Source organism: Demequina pelophila (assembly GCF_000971175.1).
Lineage (GTDB): Bacteria > Actinomycetota > Actinomycetes > Actinomycetales > Demequinaceae > Demequina > Demequina pelophila.
Genome location: NZ_BBLY01000004.1, coordinates 284,774 through 304,620, shown reverse-complemented (window position 1 = coordinate 304,620; position 19,847 = coordinate 284,774). Strand labels below are relative to the sequence as shown.

16 protein-coding genes are annotated in these 19,847 nt (G+C 73.0%); 9 read left to right on the top strand and 7 right to left on the bottom strand.

The window, feature by feature from the left end:
• Positions 1 to 10: 10 nt before the first annotated feature.
• Complete coding sequence (mfd, locus tag AOM03_RS07115; protein WP_062379761.1) at positions 11 to 3,487, bottom strand: transcription-repair coupling factor; 3,477 nt, start codon at positions 3,485 to 3,487, stop codon at positions 11 to 13.
• Positions 3,488 to 3,719: 232 nt separating this feature from the next.
• Between mfd and AOM03_RS07110 the strand changes: the two genes are divergently transcribed.
• The 7 genes from AOM03_RS07110 to AOM03_RS07080 all read left to right on the top strand — a co-directional run bounded on the left by AOM03_RS07110 (position 3,720) and on the right by AOM03_RS07080 (position 10,469).
• A complete protein-coding gene (locus AOM03_RS07110) occupies positions 3,720 to 4,451 on the top strand; it encodes a hypothetical protein (RefSeq protein ID WP_062379757.1) in 732 nt (243 codons plus the stop codon).
• A gap of 180 nt (positions 4,452 to 4,631) precedes the next feature.
• The gene (locus AOM03_RS07105) at positions 4,632 to 6,158 is read left to right on the top strand and encodes an adenosylhomocysteinase (RefSeq protein ID WP_062379755.1); all 1,527 of its coding nucleotides are present in this window, start codon (positions 4,632 to 4,634) and stop codon (positions 6,156 to 6,158) included.
• Positions 6,155 to 7,456 carry an amidohydrolase family protein gene (locus tag AOM03_RS07100; protein WP_062379753.1) on the top strand — a complete coding sequence of 434 codons (1,302 nt, stop codon included), beginning with the start codon at positions 6,155 to 6,157 and terminating at the stop codon, positions 7,454 to 7,456. Before AOM03_RS07105 ends, AOM03_RS07100 begins: the two co-directional genes overlap by 4 nt.
• Positions 7,453 to 7,893, top strand: coding sequence for a cupin domain-containing protein (locus AOM03_RS07095; protein ID WP_062379751.1), 441 nt, complete (start codon positions 7,453 to 7,455; stop codon positions 7,891 to 7,893). Before AOM03_RS07100 ends, AOM03_RS07095 begins: the two co-directional genes overlap by 4 nt.
• A 66-nt stretch (positions 7,894 to 7,959) precedes the next feature.
• Positions 7,960 to 8,802 (top strand): ABC transporter substrate-binding protein, encoded by an 843-nt coding sequence (locus tag AOM03_RS07090; RefSeq protein ID WP_062379748.1) that lies wholly within the window; start codon positions 7,960 to 7,962, stop codon positions 8,800 to 8,802.
• A gap of 36 nt (positions 8,803 to 8,838) precedes the next feature.
• Positions 8,839 to 9,705 carry an amino acid ABC transporter permease gene (locus AOM03_RS07085; RefSeq protein WP_062379746.1) on the top strand — a complete coding sequence of 289 codons (867 nt, stop codon included), beginning with the start codon at positions 8,839 to 8,841 and terminating at the stop codon, positions 9,703 to 9,705.
• Entirely contained in the window at positions 9,702 to 10,469 is a 768-nt protein-coding gene (locus tag AOM03_RS07080) for an amino acid ABC transporter ATP-binding protein (RefSeq protein WP_062379744.1), read from the top strand. Before AOM03_RS07085 ends, AOM03_RS07080 begins: the two co-directional genes overlap by 4 nt.
• Positions 10,470 to 10,697: 228 nt before the next feature.
• Here the strand turns inward: AOM03_RS07080 and AOM03_RS07075 are convergent, their stop codons facing one another.
• Entirely contained in the window at positions 10,698 to 13,223 is a 2,526-nt protein-coding gene (locus tag AOM03_RS07075) for a glycoside hydrolase family 65 protein (protein ID WP_062379742.1), read from the bottom strand.
• Positions 13,220 to 13,972 (bottom strand): HAD-IA family hydrolase, encoded by a 753-nt coding sequence (locus AOM03_RS07070; RefSeq protein WP_227589921.1) that lies wholly within the window; start codon positions 13,970 to 13,972, stop codon positions 13,220 to 13,222. The genes AOM03_RS07075 and AOM03_RS07070 overlap by 4 nt, the downstream gene beginning before the upstream one ends.
• Before the next feature lie 260 nt (positions 13,973 to 14,232).
• Between AOM03_RS07070 and AOM03_RS07065 the strand changes: the two genes are divergently transcribed.
• Positions 14,233 to 14,853 (top strand): pentapeptide repeat-containing protein, encoded by a 621-nt coding sequence (locus AOM03_RS07065; protein WP_062379739.1) that lies wholly within the window; start codon positions 14,233 to 14,235, stop codon positions 14,851 to 14,853.
• Positions 14,854 to 14,927: 74 nt separating this feature from the next.
• Here AOM03_RS07065 and pth read toward each other — a convergent pair whose 3' ends face one another.
• The gene (gene pth, locus AOM03_RS07060; RefSeq protein WP_439645034.1) at positions 14,928 to 15,500 is read right to left on the bottom strand and encodes an aminoacyl-tRNA hydrolase; all 573 of its coding nucleotides are present in this window, start codon (positions 15,498 to 15,500) and stop codon (positions 14,928 to 14,930) included.
• Between the two features lie 69 nt (positions 15,501 to 15,569).
• Positions 15,570 to 16,175, bottom strand: a complete 606-nt coding sequence (locus tag AOM03_RS07055) for a 50S ribosomal protein L25/general stress protein Ctc (RefSeq protein ID WP_062379735.1) — start codon at positions 16,173 to 16,175, stop codon at positions 15,570 to 15,572.
• Between the two features lie 243 nt (positions 16,176 to 16,418).
• Between AOM03_RS07055 and AOM03_RS07050 the strand changes: the two genes are divergently transcribed.
• On the top strand, positions 16,419 to 17,210 hold the full coding sequence (locus AOM03_RS07050) for a DUF1206 domain-containing protein (protein WP_062379733.1): 792 nt from the start codon (positions 16,419 to 16,421) through the stop codon (positions 17,208 to 17,210).
• A gap of 86 nt (positions 17,211 to 17,296) precedes the next feature.
• Here AOM03_RS07050 and AOM03_RS07045 read toward each other — a convergent pair whose 3' ends face one another.
• Positions 17,297 to 18,277, bottom strand: a complete 981-nt coding sequence (locus AOM03_RS07045) for a ribose-phosphate diphosphokinase (protein ID WP_062379731.1) — start codon at positions 18,275 to 18,277, stop codon at positions 17,297 to 17,299.
• Entirely contained in the window at positions 18,274 to 19,797 is a 1,524-nt protein-coding gene (gene glmU, locus AOM03_RS07040) for a bifunctional UDP-N-acetylglucosamine diphosphorylase/glucosamine-1-phosphate N-acetyltransferase GlmU (RefSeq protein ID WP_439645033.1), read from the bottom strand. The genes AOM03_RS07045 and glmU overlap by 4 nt, the downstream gene beginning before the upstream one ends.
• Positions 19,798 to 19,847 lie beyond the last annotated feature (50 nt).

Sequence of the window (19,847 nt, the reverse complement as noted above, 5' to 3'; positions counted from 1 at the left end):
GGCCGTCATCCTACTGGGGCGGCCGCGTCGCCTTGATGACGCCGCGCACCCAGTCGAGCACCTCCGGCCCCTCGACGGGTTTGCCGCCCAGCCGGGCGGTCATGGGGGCGGGGACCAGCACCTGGCGCACGGCGGGCTTGATGAGCGTGCCGGGGTACAGCCGGTTCACGCGCAGCGCGGCGGAGTCGGGCAGCTCGAGCGGGCTGAAGCGGATGAACTTGCCCTGCGCGACCACGTCGTGGATGCCCGTCTCGCGCAGCTCGACCCGCAGCTGGGCGACGGCGAACAGGTGGCGGACCGGCTCGGGCAGCGTGCCGTAGCGGTCGTCGAGCTCCTCCTCGACGGCGGCGAGCTCCTCGGACGAGGCGGCGTCCGCGATCTTGCGGTACGCCTCGAGGCGCAGGCGCTCGTGCTCGATGTAGGAGGTGGGCAGGTGCGCGTCGATGGGCAGGTCCACCGTCATGGGGGCGCGCTCCTCCTGCTGCTCGCCCCGGAAGCCGGCGACGGACTCCCCGACCATACGGATGTAGAGGTCGAAGCCCACACCCTCGATGTGGCCCGACTGCTCCGCGCCCAGCAGGTTGCCCGCGCCGCGGATCTCGAGGTCCTTCATGGCGACGGCCATGCCCGAGCCCAGGTCCGTGTTCGCGGCGATGGTCTGGAGGCGGTCGTGCGCCGTCTCCGTGAGGGTGCGGTCCGGCGGATAGAGGAAGTAGGCGTAGGCGCGCTCGCGGCCGCGACCCACGCGCCCGCGCAGCTGGTGCAGCTGGGACAGGCCGAACGTGTCCGCCCGCTCGACGATGAGGGTGTTGGCGTTGGAGATGTCCAGGCCCGTCTCCACGATGGTGGTGCACACCAGGACGTCGTACTTCTTGTCGTAGTAGTCGACGATCACCTGCTCGAGCTGCTTCTCGCTCATCTTGCCGTGGGCGACCGCGATGCGCGCCTCCGGCACCAGCTCGCCCAGCTGGAGGGCCGCGCGGGTGATGGTCTTGACCGAGTTGTGGATGTAGAACACCTGGCCGTCGCGCAGCAGCTCGCGACGGATCGCGGCCGTCACCTGGGGGTTCTCGTGCGGTCCCACGTAGGTGAGGATCGGGTGGCGCTCCTCCGGCGGGGTGGCGAGCGTGGACATCTCGCGGATGCCGGTCACCGCCATCTCGAGCGTGCGTGGGATGGGCGTCGCGGACATCGCGAGCACGTCCACGTCCGTGCGCAGCGCCTTGAGCGTCTCCTTGTGCTCGACGCCGAACCGCTGCTCCTCGTCGACCACGATGAGCCCCAGTTTTTTGAAGCGCACGGAGCCCGTGATGAGGCGGTGGGTGCCCACCACCAGGTCGATGGTGCCGTCGGAGAGCCCCTCGATGACCTCCTTGGCCTCCTTGTCCGTCTGGAAGCGCGACAGGGCGGCGACCTTGACGGGGAACTGGGCGAAGCGCTCGGTGAAGGTGTCGACGTGCTGCTTGACGAGCAGGGTGGTGGGGCACAGCACGGCCACCTGGGTGCCGTCCTGGATGGCCTTGAATGCGGCGCGCACGGCGATCTCGGTCTTGCCGAAGCCCACGTCGCCGCAGATGAGGCGGTCCATGGGGACGCCCTTCTCCATGTCGTCCTTGACCTCGTCGATGGTGGACAGCTGGTCGGGAGTCTCGACGTACGCGAAGGACTCCTCGAGCTCGCGCTGCCACGGGGTGTCGGGGCCGAACTCCCGCCCCTTGGTCGCCATGCGCGCGCTGTAGAGGCGGATCAGCTCCGCGGCGATCTCCTTGACCGCCTTGCGCGCCTTGCCCTTGGTCTTGGACCAGTCCGCGCCGCCCATCTTGTTCACCGACGGCGTCTCGCCGCCCACGTACTTGGTGATGAGGTCCAGCTGGTCCGTGGGGACGGAGAGCCGGTCGCCGGGGCCGCCGCGCTTGGAGGACGCGTACTCGATGACCAGGTACTCGCGCTCGATCCCGCGCACCGTGCGCTTGGTGAGCTCGACGAACCGGCCCACGCCGTGCGTCTCGTGGACCACGAAGTCCCCGGGGCGCAGCTGCAGGGGGTCCACCTGGGTGCGGCGGCGGCTGGGCACCTTGACCTTGGGGCCGGCCGCGGAGGCGGCGCGGCCGGTGAGGTCGGACTCGTGCAGCACCAGCAGGCGCTCGCCCGCCACCGCGAAGCCCAGGGCATCGACGGCGGGCAGCACGGCGACCACGCCGGGGTCCGCGTCGAGCGCGTGGTCCGCGACCCGGGCGGGGATGTCGCGCTCGCGGCACTGCTCGGTGATGCGCACCGCGGAGCCCTTGCCGGCCGCGGCCACCACGACGCGCCACCCGTCGGCCAGGCGCGCGCGGACGGTGTCGAGCACCGCGTCGAGGCGACCGCGGAGGCCCTCGACGTCGGCGATCCCGGTCTCCACCGCATCGGCCGCGGCGAAGGGGCCCACGGTCCCCCAGCCCAGGCCGCGATCCTGGGCGGCCTCGTGGACCTCGTCGAGCGTGAGGAAGGCGCCCTGCGCCTCGATGGGCGAGTCGGCGCCCGCGCCGGCGCTCACCCAGGCGGCGGCGAGGAACTCCTGCGCGGTGCGGTGGAGGTCCTCGGCGCGGCGGGCGAGGCGCTCGGGCTCGAGGGCGACGATGCGCGCGTCGCGCGGGAGCACGTCCGGTAGCGGCTCGAGGCGGTCGAGCAGCGCGGGGATGAGGCTCTCCATGCCCTCGACCGCGTGGCCGTCGGCGATGCGGGTGAGCAGGTCCGCGGCGGTGGGCAGCTGTCCCGCGAGGGACGCGGCGCGGCGGCGGACGTCCTCGGTGAGCAGCAGCTCGCGGCACGGCGGGGCCCACAGGCGGTCGACGGCCTCGAGCGAGCGCTGGTCCGCGATGGAGAAGGAGCGCATCGACTCGACCTCGTCGCCGAAGAACTCGAGGCGCACCGGGTGCGGGTCCGTGGGCGGGAAGACGTCGAGGATGCCGCCGCGGACGGCGAACTCGCCGCGGCGCTCGACCATGTCGACGCGGGTGTACGCGGCCGCTGCCAGGGCGTTCGCGAGCTCGGTGAGGTCGCGGGTGTCGCCCGGGGCGACGCGGACGGGCTCGAGGTCGGCCAGGCCGGGGACCAGCGGCTGGAGCACGGCGCGCAGCGGCGCGCACACGATCCGGGGGGCGGGCAGGCCGGACTCGACCGCGGCGGCGTCCGCGTGGACCAGGCGGCGCAGCGTGGCGAGGCGGCGCGCGACCGTGTCGGAGCGGGGGCTGAGGCGCTCGTGCGGGAGGGTCTCCCAGCTGGGCAGGAGCGCGACCGTGCGCGGATCGAGGTAGGCGCTCAGGCGGGCGGCGAGCTGCTCGGCGTCGCCGCCGGTGGCCGTGATCGCGAGGATGGGGCCCGCGTCGTCCGCCGCCGCCCGGGCCAGCAGCGGCGTGGCGGCCGCGGCGGGGGCGTGGACGTGGGCGTCGCCGGACAGGCGCGCGTCGGCCCAGTCTCCGAGGAGCGGGGCGAGGGGCTGGGTCACGGGGCCTCCCGGGCATGCGGACGGACCGGAATCTCCGGCGAGCCCCCATCGTAGGCACGCCCCCGGCCGTGGGTGCCGTCACCTCTCCACACGCCCCGCCCCGTCACCCCTCCACACGCCCCACCCCGAATGGGTAGGTGGTGGTCGGTTTCGCGAGGTTGCTGCGCGCCACGGGTAGCTCATGGTCGTCCGCGTGTGGAGAGGTGACGCGGGGCGGGCCTACGGTGAGGGCATGCCTCGGTCGTCGATGGTTGCTCCCGCGCTCGCCGCCGTGATCGCCCTTGCCGGCTGCGCCGCGGGCGACGAAGGCGCGGCGAGCCCCACGCCCAGCGTCACGGCCACCACGGCCACCGAATCCGCCACGGCCGCCGACTCCACGGCGAGCCCCGCACCCGCCACGTCGGATCCCACCGCGTCCGATCCCGCAGCGTCCGCCACGAGCCCGACCCCGAGACCCACCCCGGCTGCGTCCACGGACGCCGCGACCGCCATCACTCCCACCGGCGTGGGCCCCTTCACCACGGAGATGACGCTCACCGAGGCGGCTGCCGTCACCGGCGAGGACTACTCCATGGACATGGAGGCATTCGGCGGGCACTGCGCCGCCGTCATCCTGGGCGGCGACGGACCGTGGGCACCCATCTGGGCGCTCGCCGAGTCCGAGGGCGCCGACGGGCCCATCGACACCTTCGGCTACGGCATCGCCCAGGACGAGCCGGCCGCAGTGGACGCGCGCACGTCCGAGGGCATCGGACTCGGCTCCACGATGGCCCACATCACCGCCGCCTACGGCGCCGATCTCGAGACCCGGGAGGGCTTCTACGACGTCGCCAGCACGGACGTGTTCGTCGCGGCGGGCCCGGACGGCTTCGGGTACAAGTTCGTGCTCGGCGCGGACGGTGCCGTACGCGAGTGGGGCGCGGGCCGCCTCGAGCAGCTCCACTACGTCGAGGGCTGCGCCTAGCCGAGAGCGAGCAAGCCTGCAGTGCCCGGGCGACGTCACCTCTCCACACGCGAACGACCATGAGTTACCCGTGGCGCGCAGCAACCTCGCGAAACCGACCACCACCTACCAATTCCAGTTGGGGTGTGTGGAGGGGTGACCTGGGGCCGGTCCGGGAGAGCGGCTCGTAGAATCCGAGGAATGACCGATCCGCACGCCGCCGCCGAGCGGATCCTGCGCCGCTTCGCCCGCGCCACCAACCTGCTCATCGCCGGCCGCCCGGTGCGCATCAGCGCGGAAGGCCCCGAGGACCAGCCCCTCGCCTACGCCGTCGCCGCGCTCTTCACCGGCATGGGCGCCCGCCTGGTCGACGAGGTGGGCCCCGCAGAGGAGGCCGCCGTGCTCGGCGTCGAGGTCGCGGGGGACGATGCGACGCTCACCCTGGGCGGCGCGCCGCTGCCGGAGCGCGCCGACGCCCAGGAGCGGCTCGACTTCGCGCTGGCCCACATGCCGGCCTCGCGCGCGCTCGCGGCCGAGCTCGCGGGGGCGGGCACGGTGCGCGGGCTGAGGATCGGCGTCGCCATGACCCTCGAGCCCAAGACCGCCAACCTCGCCCTGCTGCTGCGCGACGCCGGCGCGGACGTCGCCGTGTACGCGCACCCCGACGAGACCGACCCCGCGGTCGCCGAGGCCCTGCGCGCGCAGGGCGTGCCCGTCGACGCGGACCCCGCCCTGTCCGGCGACGCCGAGCGCGCCGCGGCACTGGGATGGCTGCGCCGCGGCTTCGACCTCGTCGTCGACGACGGCAGCCACCTGGTCCGCCTCGCCCACGAGGCCGCGCCCGAGCTCGTCGAGGCCTGGATCGGGGTCACCGAGGAGACCACCTCCGGCCTCACCCCCCTGCGCCTCATGGCGCGCGAGGGCGCGCTGCGCACCCCGGTGGTCGCGGTGAACGATGCCCCGACCAAGACCGGGTTCGACAACCGGTACGGCACGGGGCAGTCGTGCGTGCTCGCCATCGCGGACCTGCTCGAGCCCGCGGGTCTCACCGTGCGCGACCAGCCGGCACTCGTGATCGGCTACGGCCCGGTGGGCCAGGGCGTCGCCGCCCACCTCACGGCGCTCGGCGCGGAGGTGCGCGTCGCGGAGGCCGACCCCGTGCGCGCCCTGCTCGCCCTCCACGACGGTTACGAGGCAGTCGACTCGCTCGAGGGCGCGGAGGGCGCGCTCGTCGTGTCCTGCACCGGCGTGCCCCAGACCGTCACGGTGCCCCTGCTGCGGGCCGCCGCCGTGGTCGCGGTCGCCGGCGGCGTGCCCGGCGAGGTCGATCTCGACGCGGCCGGGCGCGAGGGCGCCGTCCTCGCGCCCCTCGACGGCGCCGCCGCCGTCGACTACATCCCCGGCTGGATGACCCTGGTGCTCGACCGCGGCGGCTGCATCAACGTCACCGCCGCGGAGGGCAACCCCATCGAGATCATGGACCTGAGCTTCGCGACCCAGCTCGCCGCGATCCGCCACCTCGTCGATGCCCGCCCCGGCGTGGGCGTCCACGCCCTGCCGGACGAGGCCGTCGCCCGGGTGGGCCGCGCGGCCGCGGCCGCCCGGGGCGTCCCCCTCGCCGGCGCATCGTCCCCGGGCACCGCGACGACCATGGCCCCCGCCGCATCGTCCCCCGTCCAAGCCACGCAGCCGGACTGGCACTCCCCGCGCTACCGGGACGCGCGATGAGGGTCACCGTCTACTCCGCGGCGCTCGTGGTGCCCGTCACCGCGCCGCCCACGCTCGACGGCGCGATCGCGGTGCGCGACGGGCGCATCCTCCACGTGGGCGAGCGCGCCTGGGTGGTCGCGGCGCTGCGCGAGCGCGGCCTCGACTTCGACGAGGCGCACTGGACCGGCGTGCTCATGCCCGGCCTGGTGAACGCGCACACGCACCTGCAGTACACCGGCATGGCTCAGGTAGGAGCCGGGTCCTACCAGGGCTTCGAGGACTGGGCGCGCGCCTTCAACCCCGTCTACGAGCGCGGGCAGGACTGGGCCGCGGCCGCCGCCGCGGGCGCGCGCGCCGCGCTCGAGGCCGGCACCACCGCCGTCGCGGACGTGGTGACGGACCTCGAGGCCATGAGCGCGCTGCACGACGCGGGCCTGCACGGCATCACCTACTGGGAGGTGATGGACTGGACCAACGAGGACTGGCGGGCGCGCGGGCGCGACCAGGTCGAGGCCGCCCTCGCGGCGCTGCCCACCCCGCCCGGCACGGGCCTGAGCCCGCACGCGCCGTACTCGCTCGAGATCCTGCCGCTGCTGGACATCCCGGACATCGTCCGCGAGCGCGGCAGCCGCATCCATATCCACCTGGGCGAGTCCGCGATCGAGCGCGAGTTCGAGCACGTCGCCGCGGAGCCCTGGCACGCCAAGGGACTCGGCAGCCTCACGGAGTTGCGCCAGGCGGGCTACGGCACGTCCGCCACCGACTATGTGGACCACCTGGGCGTCTTGGGCCCCGACTGCCACGTCGCCCACGGCGTCTACCTGGGCGCCAAGGACCGCGCGATCCTGCGCGCCCGCGGCACCTCGGTGGCGCTGTGCCCGCGCTCGAACGCGGTGATCGGGCTCGACGAGCCGCCCGTCGCCGCGTACCTCCACGAGGGCGCGCCCATCGCCGTGGGCACGGACTCCCTGTCGAGCTCCCCCAGCCTCGACCTCATGGGGGACGTCGCGGCGCTGCACCGGATCGCGCGCGCCCAGGGCTACCGGTGGGACGACCTGCCGGAGCGCCTGCTCGCGGCCGCCACCCACGGCGGCGCCCGCGCGATGGGCCTGCACATGGGCCCGCACCGCACCGGCTACCTGGCCGTGGGCGCCCGCGCGGACCTCGCCTTCCTCGACGTCCCCGTGAGCGACGTCCACACGACGCTGGAGGACACGGTCCTTCACGGCGAGGGACGATGCGCGGCCACCGTGATCTCCGGCCGCGTCCGCCACGCGACGGACGCCTTCGCCCACCAGACGGGAGCCCCCGCATGACCGCCGTCCCGGCCACCGCATCGGCCCTGGGGCTGGAGCCCCACCCCGAGGGCGGCTGGTTCCGCCGCACCTACACCGCCGCGCACGGGGTGGACACCCCGGGCGGCGCGCGGCCGGCCGCGACCTGCATCCACTACCTGCTGGTCCCCGGCGAGGCGTCCGCGTGGCACGTGGTCAGCTCGGACGAGATCTGGCTGTGGCACGGGCCCGGACGGCTCGAGCTGAGCCTGGGCGGCTCCGGCGAGACCCCGGACGATGCGGTGGAGACCGTGGTGCTGGGCCCCGACCGGGCGGGCGAGGCCGCCCAGGCCCTGGTGCCGGCGGGCGTGTGGCAGGCGGCGCGCCTGGTCGACGACGCGGAGTGCCTGGTCAGCTGCGTGGTCTCCCCCGGCTTCGACTTCGCCGACTGGAGGCTCGCACGGGAGGCCGGCGCGTAGACTGGCCGATTGTCCCCCGAGCGATCAACGGCGACCCCGCTCTCCCGACGACACGATGGAGACTCGATGATCACCCGTACGACCCTGCGCACCGCCGCCGCCGGCACCGTCGCGCTCGCCGCCCTCGCCCTCGCGGGCTGCTCGTCCGACTCGGACGACTCGACCGCCGCCGACGGCGCCCTGCCCACCCTCACCGAGGGCAAGCTCACCATCGCGACCGGCGAGCCGGCGTACCAGCCGTGGGTCGTGGACGACGACCCGACCTCCGGCGAGGGCTTCGAGTCCGCCGTGGCCTACGCGGTCGCCGAGGAGATGGGCTTCGCCGAGGAGGACGTCGTGTGGGTCCGCTCCGCGTTCGACGCCGCGATCGCGCCCGGCGCCAAGGACTGGGACCTCAACATCCAGCAGTTCTCCATCACCGACGAGCGCCGCCAGGCCGTCGACTTCTCGAGCCCGTACTACACGACCACGCAGGCCGTCGTCGCGACCGAGGGCTCGGCCGTCGCGGACGCCGCGTCCGTCGAGGACCTCGCCGGTGCGATGATCGGCGTCGCGGTGGGCACCACCTCCTACGACGTCGCCGTCGCGCAGCTGGGCGAGGACGACCTCCAGGTGTTCAACTCCGTCGCCGACGTGGTGGGCGCGCTCAACGCCGGTCAGATCGACGCGTTCATCACCGACCTGCCCGGCGCCTTCTACTCGGCCGCGGTCGAGGTCGACGGCGGCGTGATCGTGGGCCAGTTCGAGGGCACCGAGGGCGGCGACGAGTTCGGCTTCGTGCTCCCCAAGGACTCCGAGCTCACCGCCTCCGTGACCGATGCGGTGGACGCCCTGCGCGAGGACGGCACCCTGGCGGACCTGGAGGCCGAGTGGCTGTCCGAGGCCGTCGACGTGCCGGTGCTCGGCTGAGCGCCGTAGCGCCTCGACCGAGAGCCTGATCGCATCATGACCGACCGAGTGGCGGAGGGCGCCTGGACGCCCAGCGAGCTCGAGCTCGAGCGACGCCTGCACCGGCGACGCGCCTCCCGCCGCTCGGTCCTGGTCGCGCTCGTCTCGACGGTGCTGTTCACCGTCGCGGCGGGCTGGCTGGTGGTGGGCTCCCCCAACTGGGACGCGGTCCAGCAGTCCTTCTTCAACCTCGAGATCGCGGCGGACTCGTTCCCGCGGATCCTCGAGGGCCTGTGGCTCAACCTGCGGGTGCTGTTCTTCGCGACCATCGCGGTCGCCATCGTGGCGACGCTGCTCGCGGTGATGCGGTCCCTGCGCGGACCCGTGTGGTTCCCGCTGCGCGCGCTCGCCACCGGCTACACGGACCTGTTCCGCGGGCTGCCCGTGCTCATCGTGCTGTACCTGGTGGGCTTCGGCATCCCGGGGCTCGACACGACGGTGCGCATCCCCGTCGCCGTGCTGGGCACCATCGCCATCACCCTGTGCTACTCGGCGTACGTCGCGGAGGTGCTGCGCGCCGGCATGGAGGCCGTCCACCCGTCGCAGCGCATCGCGGCCCGCTCCCTGGGCCTGGGCCACGGCGAGACGCTGCGCATCGTGGTGATCCCGCAGGCGCTGCGCAAGGTGGTGCCCGCGCTCATGAACGACTTCGTGTCGATGCAGAAGGACGTGGGCCTCATCTCCGTGCTCGGAGCGGTCGACGCGGTGCGCTCCGCGCAGATCGTCAGCCAGACCACCTACAACTTCACGCCCTACGTGGTGGCCGGCCTCATGTTCGTCGCCCTCTCCTTCCCCATGATCCGCCTCACCGACTACGTGTCCGCGCGCATGGCCAAGCGCGAGCAGATCGGGGGGACGGTGTGAGCGCGTCCTCCGGCGCATCGTCCGCCGCCTCCCCCGTCCTCGAGCTGCGGGACGTCCACAAGCTGTTCGGCGACAACCACGTCCTGCGCGGCGTGGACCTCACGGTCGCGGGCCACGAGGTGGTCGTGGTCATCGGCGCGTCCGGCTCCGGCAAGTCGACGCTCATGCGCACCATCAACCTCATCGAGCGCGTCGACGACGGCCGCATCCTGCTGTCGGGCGACGACATCACGGACCCCGGCGTCGACGTCGACAAGGTGCGCGCGCGCATCGGCGTGGTCTTCCAGCACTTCAACCTGTTCCCCCACATGCGCGTGATCGACAACGTCACGCTCGCCGCGCGGCGGGTGCACGGCGTCGACGCGGACGTGGCGCGCGACCGGGGCATCGGGCTGCTCGAGAAGTTCGGGCTGGGCGAGAAGATCCGCGACTACCCCGACCGGCTCTCCGGCGGCCAGCAGCAGCGCGTCGCGATCGTCCGCGCGATCATGACGGATCCCGAGCTGCTCCTGCTCGACGAGATCACCTCCGCGCTCGACCCCATGCTCGTGGGCGAGGTGCTCGACCTGGTGCGCGACCTCAAGGCGCAGGGCTCGACGATTCTGATGGCGACGCACGAGATGTCCTTCGCACGCTCCGTGGCCGACCGCATCGTCTTCATGCACGGCGGCCGCCCCCTCGAGTCGGGCACGCCCGAGCAGATCTTCGAGAACCCTCAGCGTCCGGAGACGCAGGAGTTCCTCGCGCGCATCATGCACCGCTGACCAGGTCCTGCCCCCACCCCGGCGTCACCCCCGCACCCCGGCGTCACCCCTCCACCCCGGCGTCACTCCACCACCCCGGCGTCACTCCACCACCCCGGCGTCACTCCTCCACACACGCGGGCCTGAAACCGCCGCAAAAATGCTGATATCTGCGCGACACGCCGACGACACGCCGGTCGGCGTGTGGAGCAGCGCAGATTCCGTGTGGACAGGTGACGCGGCGGCTGGCTAGTCGTCGTCCTCGTCGTCCGACTGGTCCACCACCGCGGGCAGCGAGGCGGTGACCACCGTGCCGTCCGCGCGCATGGTGCCGTGGAAGGCGGAGGCGTCGGGGGCGCCGGGGATGCGCGGCCCCTGGTGCTCGAGCGGCACCACGGTCTCGTCGCCGCGCAGCACGCTCACGCGCTTGCCGCGCACCTGGACCAGCAGGCCCTGGCCCTCCTCGACGTGGAACGCGACCGCATCCTGGGTGACGGTGACGCGCAGGCGGGTGCCGTGCTGCGTGACGCGGAACACCAGGGACGGCCACGACTCGGGCAGGCGCGGGTCGAAGGACAGCACGCCCCCGTAGTCGCGCATGCCGCCGAAGCCGTGGGCGAGCGCCGACCACACGCCGCCCGCGGAGGCCACGTGGACGCCGTCGGCGGTGTTGTCGTGCAGGTCCGCGAGGTCCACGAACAGCCCGTCCCAGAAGTAGCGCAGCGCGAGCTCGTGGTAGCCCACCTCGGACGCCATGATCGACTGCACCACGCCGGACAGGGTCGAGTCGCCGGTGGTGATGGGGTCGTAGTAGTCGAAGTCGGACTTCTTCTCCTCGGCGGAGAACTGGTCGCCCTGGAGGAACAGGGCGAGCACCACGTCGGCCTGCTTGAGCACCTGGAAGCGGTAGATCACCAGCGGGTGGAAGTGCAGCAGCAGGGGCCGCTGCTCCGGCGGGGTGTTCTCGAGGTCCCACATCTCGCGCTCGTGGAACAGGGCGTCCTGCGGGTGAATGCCCAGGTCCTCGTCCCACAGGATGGCCATCGACTCCGCGGCGGACTCCCACTCGACCACCTCGGCGTCGTCGAGGTCGAGCCGCGCGACCATGCTCGCGTACTGGTCCGGCCACATCGCCGCGAGCTTGCGCACGGACTGCGCCGCACAGCGCAGATTGAACCGCGCCATCACGTTCGTGTAGAGGTTGTCGTTCACCACGGTGGTGTACTCGTCCGGCCCGGTCACGCCGTGGATGCGGAAGCTCGAGCCGCCGCCCTTGACCGTGCGCCAGAAGCCCAGGTCGGCCCACATGCGCGCCGTCTGGACCAGGATGTCGATGCCCTCGCGCGCGAGGAACTCGTCGTCGCCGGTGGCTTTGACGTACTTGTCGATCGCGAAGGAGATGTCCGCGTCGATGTGATACTGCGCGGTGCCCGCCGCGTAGTAGGCGGACGCCTCCTCGCCGTTGATGGTGCGCCACGGGAACAGGGCGCCGTGCTGCGCGAGCTCGGCCGCGCGCTGCACGGCGGACGGCAGCATCCGGTACCGGTAGCGCAGCGCGTTGCGCGCGATGCCGGGCGACGTGTAGATGAAGAACGGGATGACGTAGACCTCGGTGTCCCAGAAGTAGTGGCCCGAGTACCCCGAGCCCGTCACGCCCTTGGCGGCCACCCCCAGCCCGTCGCCGCGCGCGGCGGCCTGGGCGAGCTGGAACAGGTTCCAGCGCACGGCCTGCTGGACGCGGTCGTCGCCCGCGACCTCGACGTCGGAGCGCGCCCAGAAGTCGTCGAGCCAGGCCCGCTGGTCCTCGAACTGCTTCTGCACACCCTCGGACTTCACGCGGATGAGGGTGCGGTGGCAGCGGTCGCCCAGCTCGCGCGCGGGCACCATGCGGCTCGTGTGGTACGTGACCACCTTGGTGAGGGTGAAGGTGCGCCCGGGCGTCGCGCGGTAGCGGAACACCTCCTTGGCGTAATCGGGGTCCACCATCGTGTCGACCTCGACGTCGCCGTCGTAGTCGTAGGTGTGCTGCATCGCGACGGCGAGCGTCATGCCCGAGTTCGCGCACTTGTAGCCCAGCAGCAGGTGGTCGTCGTGGTGGGCGTGCAGGCGCGGCTCGAGCACGCGGTCCTCGAGCGCCTCCGCCTTGCGCGGGTCGAACGCGACGTCGCCGGTCTCGCTGGAGCGGTACTCGTCGGCGCCCGCCTCGCGGTTGAGCAGGTGGGAGGAGACGGCGACCGGGGCCTCCTTGTCCAGGAGCGTCACCTCGAACTGCATGATCGCGACGTGACGCTGCGTGAACGACACCATGCGCCGGGCGCGCACGCGCACCCGGTTGCCGGCGGGCGTGCGCCACAGCACGTCGCGCGTCAGCACCCCGGAGCGCATGTCCAGCGTGCGCGAGTACTCGGGCAGGTCCGCGACGGAGAGCATGAGCGGCTCGTCGTCGACGTACAGCCGGATGATCTTGGGGTCCGGCACGTTGACGATGGTCTGGCCGGTGCGCGCGAAGCCGTACGCCTCCTCCGCGTGGCGGATGCGCCACGTCTCGTGGAAGCCGTTGATGAAGGTCCCGTGCGCGTGCGCGTCGTGGCCCTCCTGGATGTTGCCGCGCAGGCCCAGGTAGCCGTTGCCCAGCGCGAACAGGGTCTCGGTGGTGCCCAGGTCCGCGTGGTTGAAGGACGTCTCGATGAGGCGCCAGGGATCCGCGGGGAACCGCAGCCGGTCGACGTAGTCGGGCGAGGTGGTGTCGCGCAGGGCTCGCTTGGCCGCCTTCATCGCGCGATCAGCTCCGCCAGGTCCTTGACCACGATCTCCGCGCCGCCCTCGAGCAGCTCCGCCTCGCCCGCGCCGCGGTCCACGCCCACGACCAGCCCGAAGCCGCCCGCCGCACCGGCGGCCACGCCGGACAGCGCGTCCTCGACGACCACCGCGGTCGCGGCCGGCACGCCGAGCAGCTCCGCCGCATACAGATAGGTGTCGGGCGCGGGCTTGCCGGCGATCCCGTGGTCCGCGGCGACCTGTCCCGAGACCACGACCTCGAAGCGGTGCGCCAGGCCCGCGGCCTCGAGGACGGCGGGCGCGTTGCGCGAGCTCGACACCACGGCCATGGCGCAGCCGATCGACTCGAGGTGGTCCATGAGCGCGACGGAGCCGGCGTACGGCTCCACGCCGTCCTCGCGCAGGATCGCGGAGAACGCATCGTTCTTGGTGTTGCCCACGCCGCAGATGGTCTGCGTGCCCGCGGGGTCCTCCGGGGTGCCCTCGGGCAGCGTGACGCCGCGCGAGGCGAGGCACGCGCGCACGCCGTCGTAGCGCGGCTTGCCGTCCACGTACGCGAAGTAGTCCGCGTCCGTGTACGCGGGCTCGACCCCGTTCGCGACGAAGAAGTCGGTGAACATCTTGCGCCACGCCGCCATGTGGACATCGGCCGTCGGCGTGAGCACGCCGTCGAGGTCGAACAGCGCCGCGCCGTAGGCGCGACCGGGAGTCTGGGGAATGATCCAGGGGGTCGAGTCAGTGGTCACAGGGGTTCCCTCCCGCAGTCGCCGTCAGGGCGCGCTCGCGCGAGGATCACCCCGCCGCGCCGCCTGTCGTCACACTACCAACGGGGCGGGGATCGGGCCGTCCCAGCGGGGGACGATGCGCGGGCCGGGTCGGGCACGAGCGCCCCGCCCGGAGGCGGGCCGCGAGGGCTCGGCGCGCCGGGCGCTGAGAGCACCCGGGGCCCGGACCGCACGGCCCGGGGTCCCGCCCGGCGATGCGCGTCCCTGCGTAGAGTGGACGGATGGACAGTCGCGTACTGGAACCGGGAGGCCCGGAGGACCTGGGCGAGGGCGGCCTGCTCGAGTACCTGCACTTCGACGGGCTCGAGTTCGGCGACGTGGACGTCGACGGCGCGGAGCTCTCCGAGTGCATGTTCAGCGACACCGTCGCCGGCGAGTGCCGCTTCACCTCCCTGCGCATGTCAGCGACCCGCTACGTGGGCTGCTCCGTCACGAAGCTGGAGATGCCCGGCGCCACCATCTTCGGCGGCGGGTACAAGGGCGTGCGGGTCGGCGCGCTGCTCGCGGACCGCGCCGACATGTCCGTGTTCACCATCGAGGACTCCCGCATCGACGTGCTGTCCATCCGCGACGCGCGCGTGCGCCGGGTCGAGATCAAGGACTCGCGGATCGGCCTGCTCGACCTGACGAACTCGCGCCTGCGCGAGGTGGTCGTCACCGGTGGCCGCATCGAGGAGCTCATCCCCTCCCGCGGCCGCATCGACGGATTCGACATCTCCGCCACCCGCGTCGACCGGATCACCGACGTCGCGGCGCTCAAGGGCGTCACCATCTCCGCCGCGCAGGCGGCCGAGCACGCGCGCGACCTGGCCGAGCACCTCGGCGCGATCGTCGTCGACTGAGACCCGCGCGGCGCGGGCCCAGTCCTCGCACGCGGCTCGAGCCGCGCGCCCGCCCCGCGCCCGGCCCCGGGTGCCTACCCGCGGGTGTGGAACCTCATCTGCGCCGCCTCGAGGCCGCCCTCGAGGATGGCCTCCACCGCATCGGCCCCGTCCGACAGCAGGAAGGGCAGCTCCTTGCGCTCGGCCGCGGAGAACGGCTTGAGCACGAACGCGGCCGCCTCCATACGGCCCGGAGGCCTTCCGATCCCCACGCGCACGCGAATGTAGTCGGGGGTGCCGAGCGCCTTGGTGATGTCCTTGAGCCCGTTGTGGCCGCCGGAGCCGCCGCCGCGCTTGAGCTTGACGGTGCCGAACGGGATGTCGAGCTCGTCGTGCACCACGATCACGTCGGTGGGCGCGACGGAGAGGTACTTGGCCATCGAGGACACGGGTCCGCCCGACAGGTTCATGTAGGACATGGGCACCGCGAGGGTGACGGCCTCTCCCCCGATGCGCACGGTCGTGGCGCGGGTGCGCGTCTTCTTGTTGACGGACAGCGCCGCGGAGCCGCGCCCGGCCAGCTCGTCGACGACCATCTGGCCCACGTTGTGGCGGGTGGCCTCGTACTCGGGGCCCGGGTTGCCCAGGCCGATCACCAGTGCGCTCACGCTGTCCTCCGGTAGAGACGACGACGCCCGGCCCACCAGTCGGGTGAGCCGGGCGAGCATCGTGATGGATTACTCCGCGGCGGGGGCCTCGTCGGCCGCCTCGGCCGCCGCGTCGGCGGCCTCGTCGGCGGCGGAGGCGCGCGGCACGGAGATGACGACGATGGCGGTGTCGCCCTCGGTCACCAGCGTGACGCCCTTGGGCAGCTTCAGCTCGGAGGCGTGCACGACGGCGCCCTCCTCGAGTCCGTCGATGCCGACCTCGATCTGCTCGGGCAGGTGGGTCGCCTCGGCCTCGATCGCGAGCATCGCGTGCTCGAGGACGTGGATGGTGCCGGGGTAGGACTCGCCGGTGACGTGCACGGGCACCTCGACCGAGATCTTCTCGCCCTTCTTGACGAGCAGGAGGTCCACGTGGTCGATGGTGCGGCGCACCGGGTCGCGCTGGATGTCCTTGACGATCGCGAGCTCCTTGGTGCCCTCGATGTCGAGCGCGATCAGCGCGTTCGCGTGACGGGTCGCGAGCAGGGTCGCGTGGCCCGGCAGCAGGATGTGCACCGGGTCGGTGCCGTGGCCGTAGAGCACGGCGGGGATCTGGTGGGCGGCGCGGGCGCGGCGGGCCGCGCCCTTGCCGAACTCGGTGCGCTTGGTCGCGGCGAGCGTGGTCTGGTCGGACATGATGTCTCCTCTTGCGTCAGATGGGGCCACGGCAAGGCAGGGCTTCACGCATCTGCCGCGTCGATCACGGAGCGCCCGAAGGGCCTCCCTCGCCGAGGAACGGGTCAAGTGTACCCGCTGAAGCGCCGGCCGTGCGCGGGGACGATGCGGGGGCCGGGTTGCGGCGAGAGGCGGCCGTGGTCGCAGGTCCGGGCGCCGACCGTCATCCGGAATGACCGGGGCCCCCACCCGGTTGGCACCGGCATGGCATCCTCACCGATCCGGGAGGCTCGCTCGGGGTCCTCCGGCGACGCGTGGGAGACCGGCGCCCGCGGCGGATTCGTCGTGTCGGGCGTGCTCCACCTGATGCTGGGCTACGTGATCGTGCGGATCGCCTTCGGTGGCGGCGGCGAGGCCAGTCAGGGATCCGTGCTCGAGAGCATGCGCGGCACCGCGGTCGGCGTGGTGCTGCTGTGGGTCTTCGCGGCGGCGCTCGCGGCCCTTGCGGCCTGGCAGGCCGCGGATGCGGTCCACCTGCGCGACACCGCGGATCGGGCGAAGGCGGCGGGCAAGGCCGCGCTCTATCTCGCGCTCACGGGAACCGCGGTGACGGCGGCTCTGGGCACGGGCGGGTCGAGCGGCGACCAGCAGGCGCAGGGGCTGGCGGCGCGGCTCATGGGGCTGCCGGCCGGGCAGCTGCTCGTCGGCGCGATCGGGCTGGGGATTCTCGCGGGCGGTGGCTACCACGTGGTCAAGGGCGTGACGCGCAGGTTCGAGGACGACCTCGAGCGGCCCTCCGCCGGGGAGATCGGTGCCGCGGCCCGATGGCTGGGCACCGTGGGCTACTGCGCCAAGGGGGTGGCGCTGGGAGCTGTAGGGGTGCTCTTCGTCTACGCGGCCGTCACCCACGATCCGGACAGGGCCGAGGGCGTCGACGGCGCCATCCGCAGCCTGCGGGATCTGCCTGGCGGGCCGGCGATCATCGCCGTCGTGGGCGCGGGGTTCGCCGCCTACGGGCTCTACTCTTTCGCGCGCGCCCGCTACGCGCGGCTCTGATCGGCGCAGACGCGGAACGAGGCCACCTGGGTCAGGCGGCCTCGTTCCGGGACGGGTGGACGCCGCTCAGGCGCGCCGGGCGCGGCTCAGACGTGCCCGTCGAACAGCGAGGTGACCGAGCCGTCGTCGAAGACCTCGCGCACGGCGCGGGCGAGCAGCGGCGCGATCGACAGCACGGTGAGCTTGTCGAACTGCTTCTCCTCGGGGATCGGGAGGGTGTCGGTGACGATGACCTCGGAGACGCCGGACGAGGACAGGCGCTCGACGGCCGGGCCGGACAGCAGCCCGTGGGTCGAGGCGACGATGACGTCCTTGGCGCCGTTCTCGAACAGCGCCTCCGCGGCCTGGACGATGGTGCCGCCGGTATCGATCATGTCGTCCACCAGCACACACGTGCGGCCCTTGACCTCACCGACGAGCTCGTGGACCTTGACCTGGTTGGGGATCGACGGGTCGCGGCGCTTGTGGATGATCGCGAGCGGCGCGCCCAGGTGGTCGGACCACTGGTCGGCCAGGCGCACGCGGCCGGCGTCCGGGGAGACGATGGTGAGGTTGCCCGGGTCCAGGCGCGACTTCACGTAGTCGGCCAGCATGGGCATGGCCCACAGGTGGTCGACCGGGCCGTCGAAGAAGCCCTGGATCTGCGAGGTGTGCAGGTCGACGGACATGACGCGGTCCGCACCGGCGGTCTTGAACAGGTCCGCCATGAGGCGCGCGGAGATGGGCTCGCGGCCCTTGTGCTTCTTGTCCTGGCGGGCGTAGCCGTACGACGGCACGATCACGGTGATGCGCTTGGCGGACGCGCGCTTCATCGCGTCGACCATGAGCAGGTGCTCCATGATCGCCTCGTTGATGGGCGCGGCGTGAGACTGGAGCACGAACGCGTCGGCGCCGCGGACGGACTCGCCGAAGCGCACGTAGAGCTCGCCGTTCGCGAAGGTGTACGCGGTGGTGGGGAGCACGTCGATCCCGAGGTGACGCGCCACGGCCTCCACGAGGTCCGGGTGCGCGCGGCCCCCGGCGAGGACGAGGCGGCGCTCGCTCGGGTTCGAGATCACGGCGTTCATGCTTCTCCCTTGTCCTGGGCGGCCGTGCCGGCGCGCTCCTGCTGTGTGGCCGACGATGACTCAGGTCCCGACGTTACCCCGGCCGAACCGGGACCGTCCTGGGCGGCGCGTGCCGCATCGGCGGAGGGGGTGCCCGGGCGGCGGCGCTCGACCCATCCCTCCACGGTCTGCTGCGAGACGGAGTTGAGCGCGAGCGCGCCCGCGGGCACGTCGTGACGGATGATCGCGCCGGCGCCGGTGTACGCGCCGTCGCCGATGTTCACGGGCGCGATGAGCGTGTTGTCGGAGCCGATGCGCACGTGGCTGCCCACGCTCGAGCGCGACTTCGCGACGCCGTCGTAGTTGACGAAGATGGTGCCCGCGCCCACGTTCGAGTGGTCCCCGATGGTCGCGTCGCCCACGTAGCTCAGGTGCGGCACCTTGGAGCCGTCGCCGATCACCGCGTTCTTGGTCTCCGAGAAGGCGCCGATCTTGCCGGCGGCGCCCAGCACCGTGCCCGGGCGCAGGAAGGTGAAGGGGCCCACGGTCGCGCCGGCGCCGATGCTCGCGCTGGAGCCGTGCGTGCGGGTGACGCTCGCGCGCGGCCCGACGGTGACGTCCGTCAGCGTGGTGTCCGGCCCGACGGTCGCGCCCTCCTGCACCACGGTCGCGCCGTGGAGCTGGGTGCCGGGCAGGATGGTGGCGTCGCGCTCGAGCATGACGTCCGCGTCGATCCACGTGGTGGCGGGGTCGACGACCGTCACGCCCGCCCTCATCCACCCGGTGACGATGCGCCGGTTGAGCGCCGCGCCGGCGGTCGCCAGCTGCGCGCGGTCGTTCACACCCTCGACGTCGCTCGCGACCGGGGCGACGAACGACCCCACGCGGCCGCCCGCCTCGCGGGCGAGGGCGAGCGCGTCGGTGAGGTAGAGCTCGCCCTGCGCGTTGTCCTGCGTGAGCTGCGCGAGCCCGTCACGCAGGCGGGCCGCGTCGAAGACGTAGATGCCGGCGTTGATCTCGCGGATGGCGCGCTGGGCGTCGGTGGCGTCCTTGTGCTCGACGATCCGCAGCACCGCGCCGGCGTCGTCCCGGACGATGCGGCCGTACCCGGTCGCGTCCGGCACCTCCGCGGTGAGGACGGTGACGGCGTTGCCGGCGGCCTCGTGCGCGCCCACGAGCGCGGCGAGCAGCTCGCCGTCGACCAGCGGGACGTCGCCGCTGGTGACCACCACCGCGCCCTCGAGGGCGCGGTCGAGGTGGTGCTCCCCCGCACCGTCGGTCGCGACCGCGGCGGCGATGGCCGCGGCGTCGAGCGCGGACAGCCCGCAGCGGACGGCGGAGCCGGTGCCGGGGACCTCGTCCTGGTCGGCGATGAGCGCCTCGGGTGCGATCTGCGCGACGTGCGCGGCGACGGCCTCGCGCTCGTGGCGGACCACGACGCACAGGCGGCCGGGCTCGAGCGCGTGCGCGGCGGCGACGGCGTGGTGCAGCAGCGTGCGACCCGCGATGGAGTGCAGCACCTTGGGGGTGGCGGACCTCATGCGGGTACCGGCGCCTGCGGCCAGGATCATGACGGCTGCGGGCGATCGTG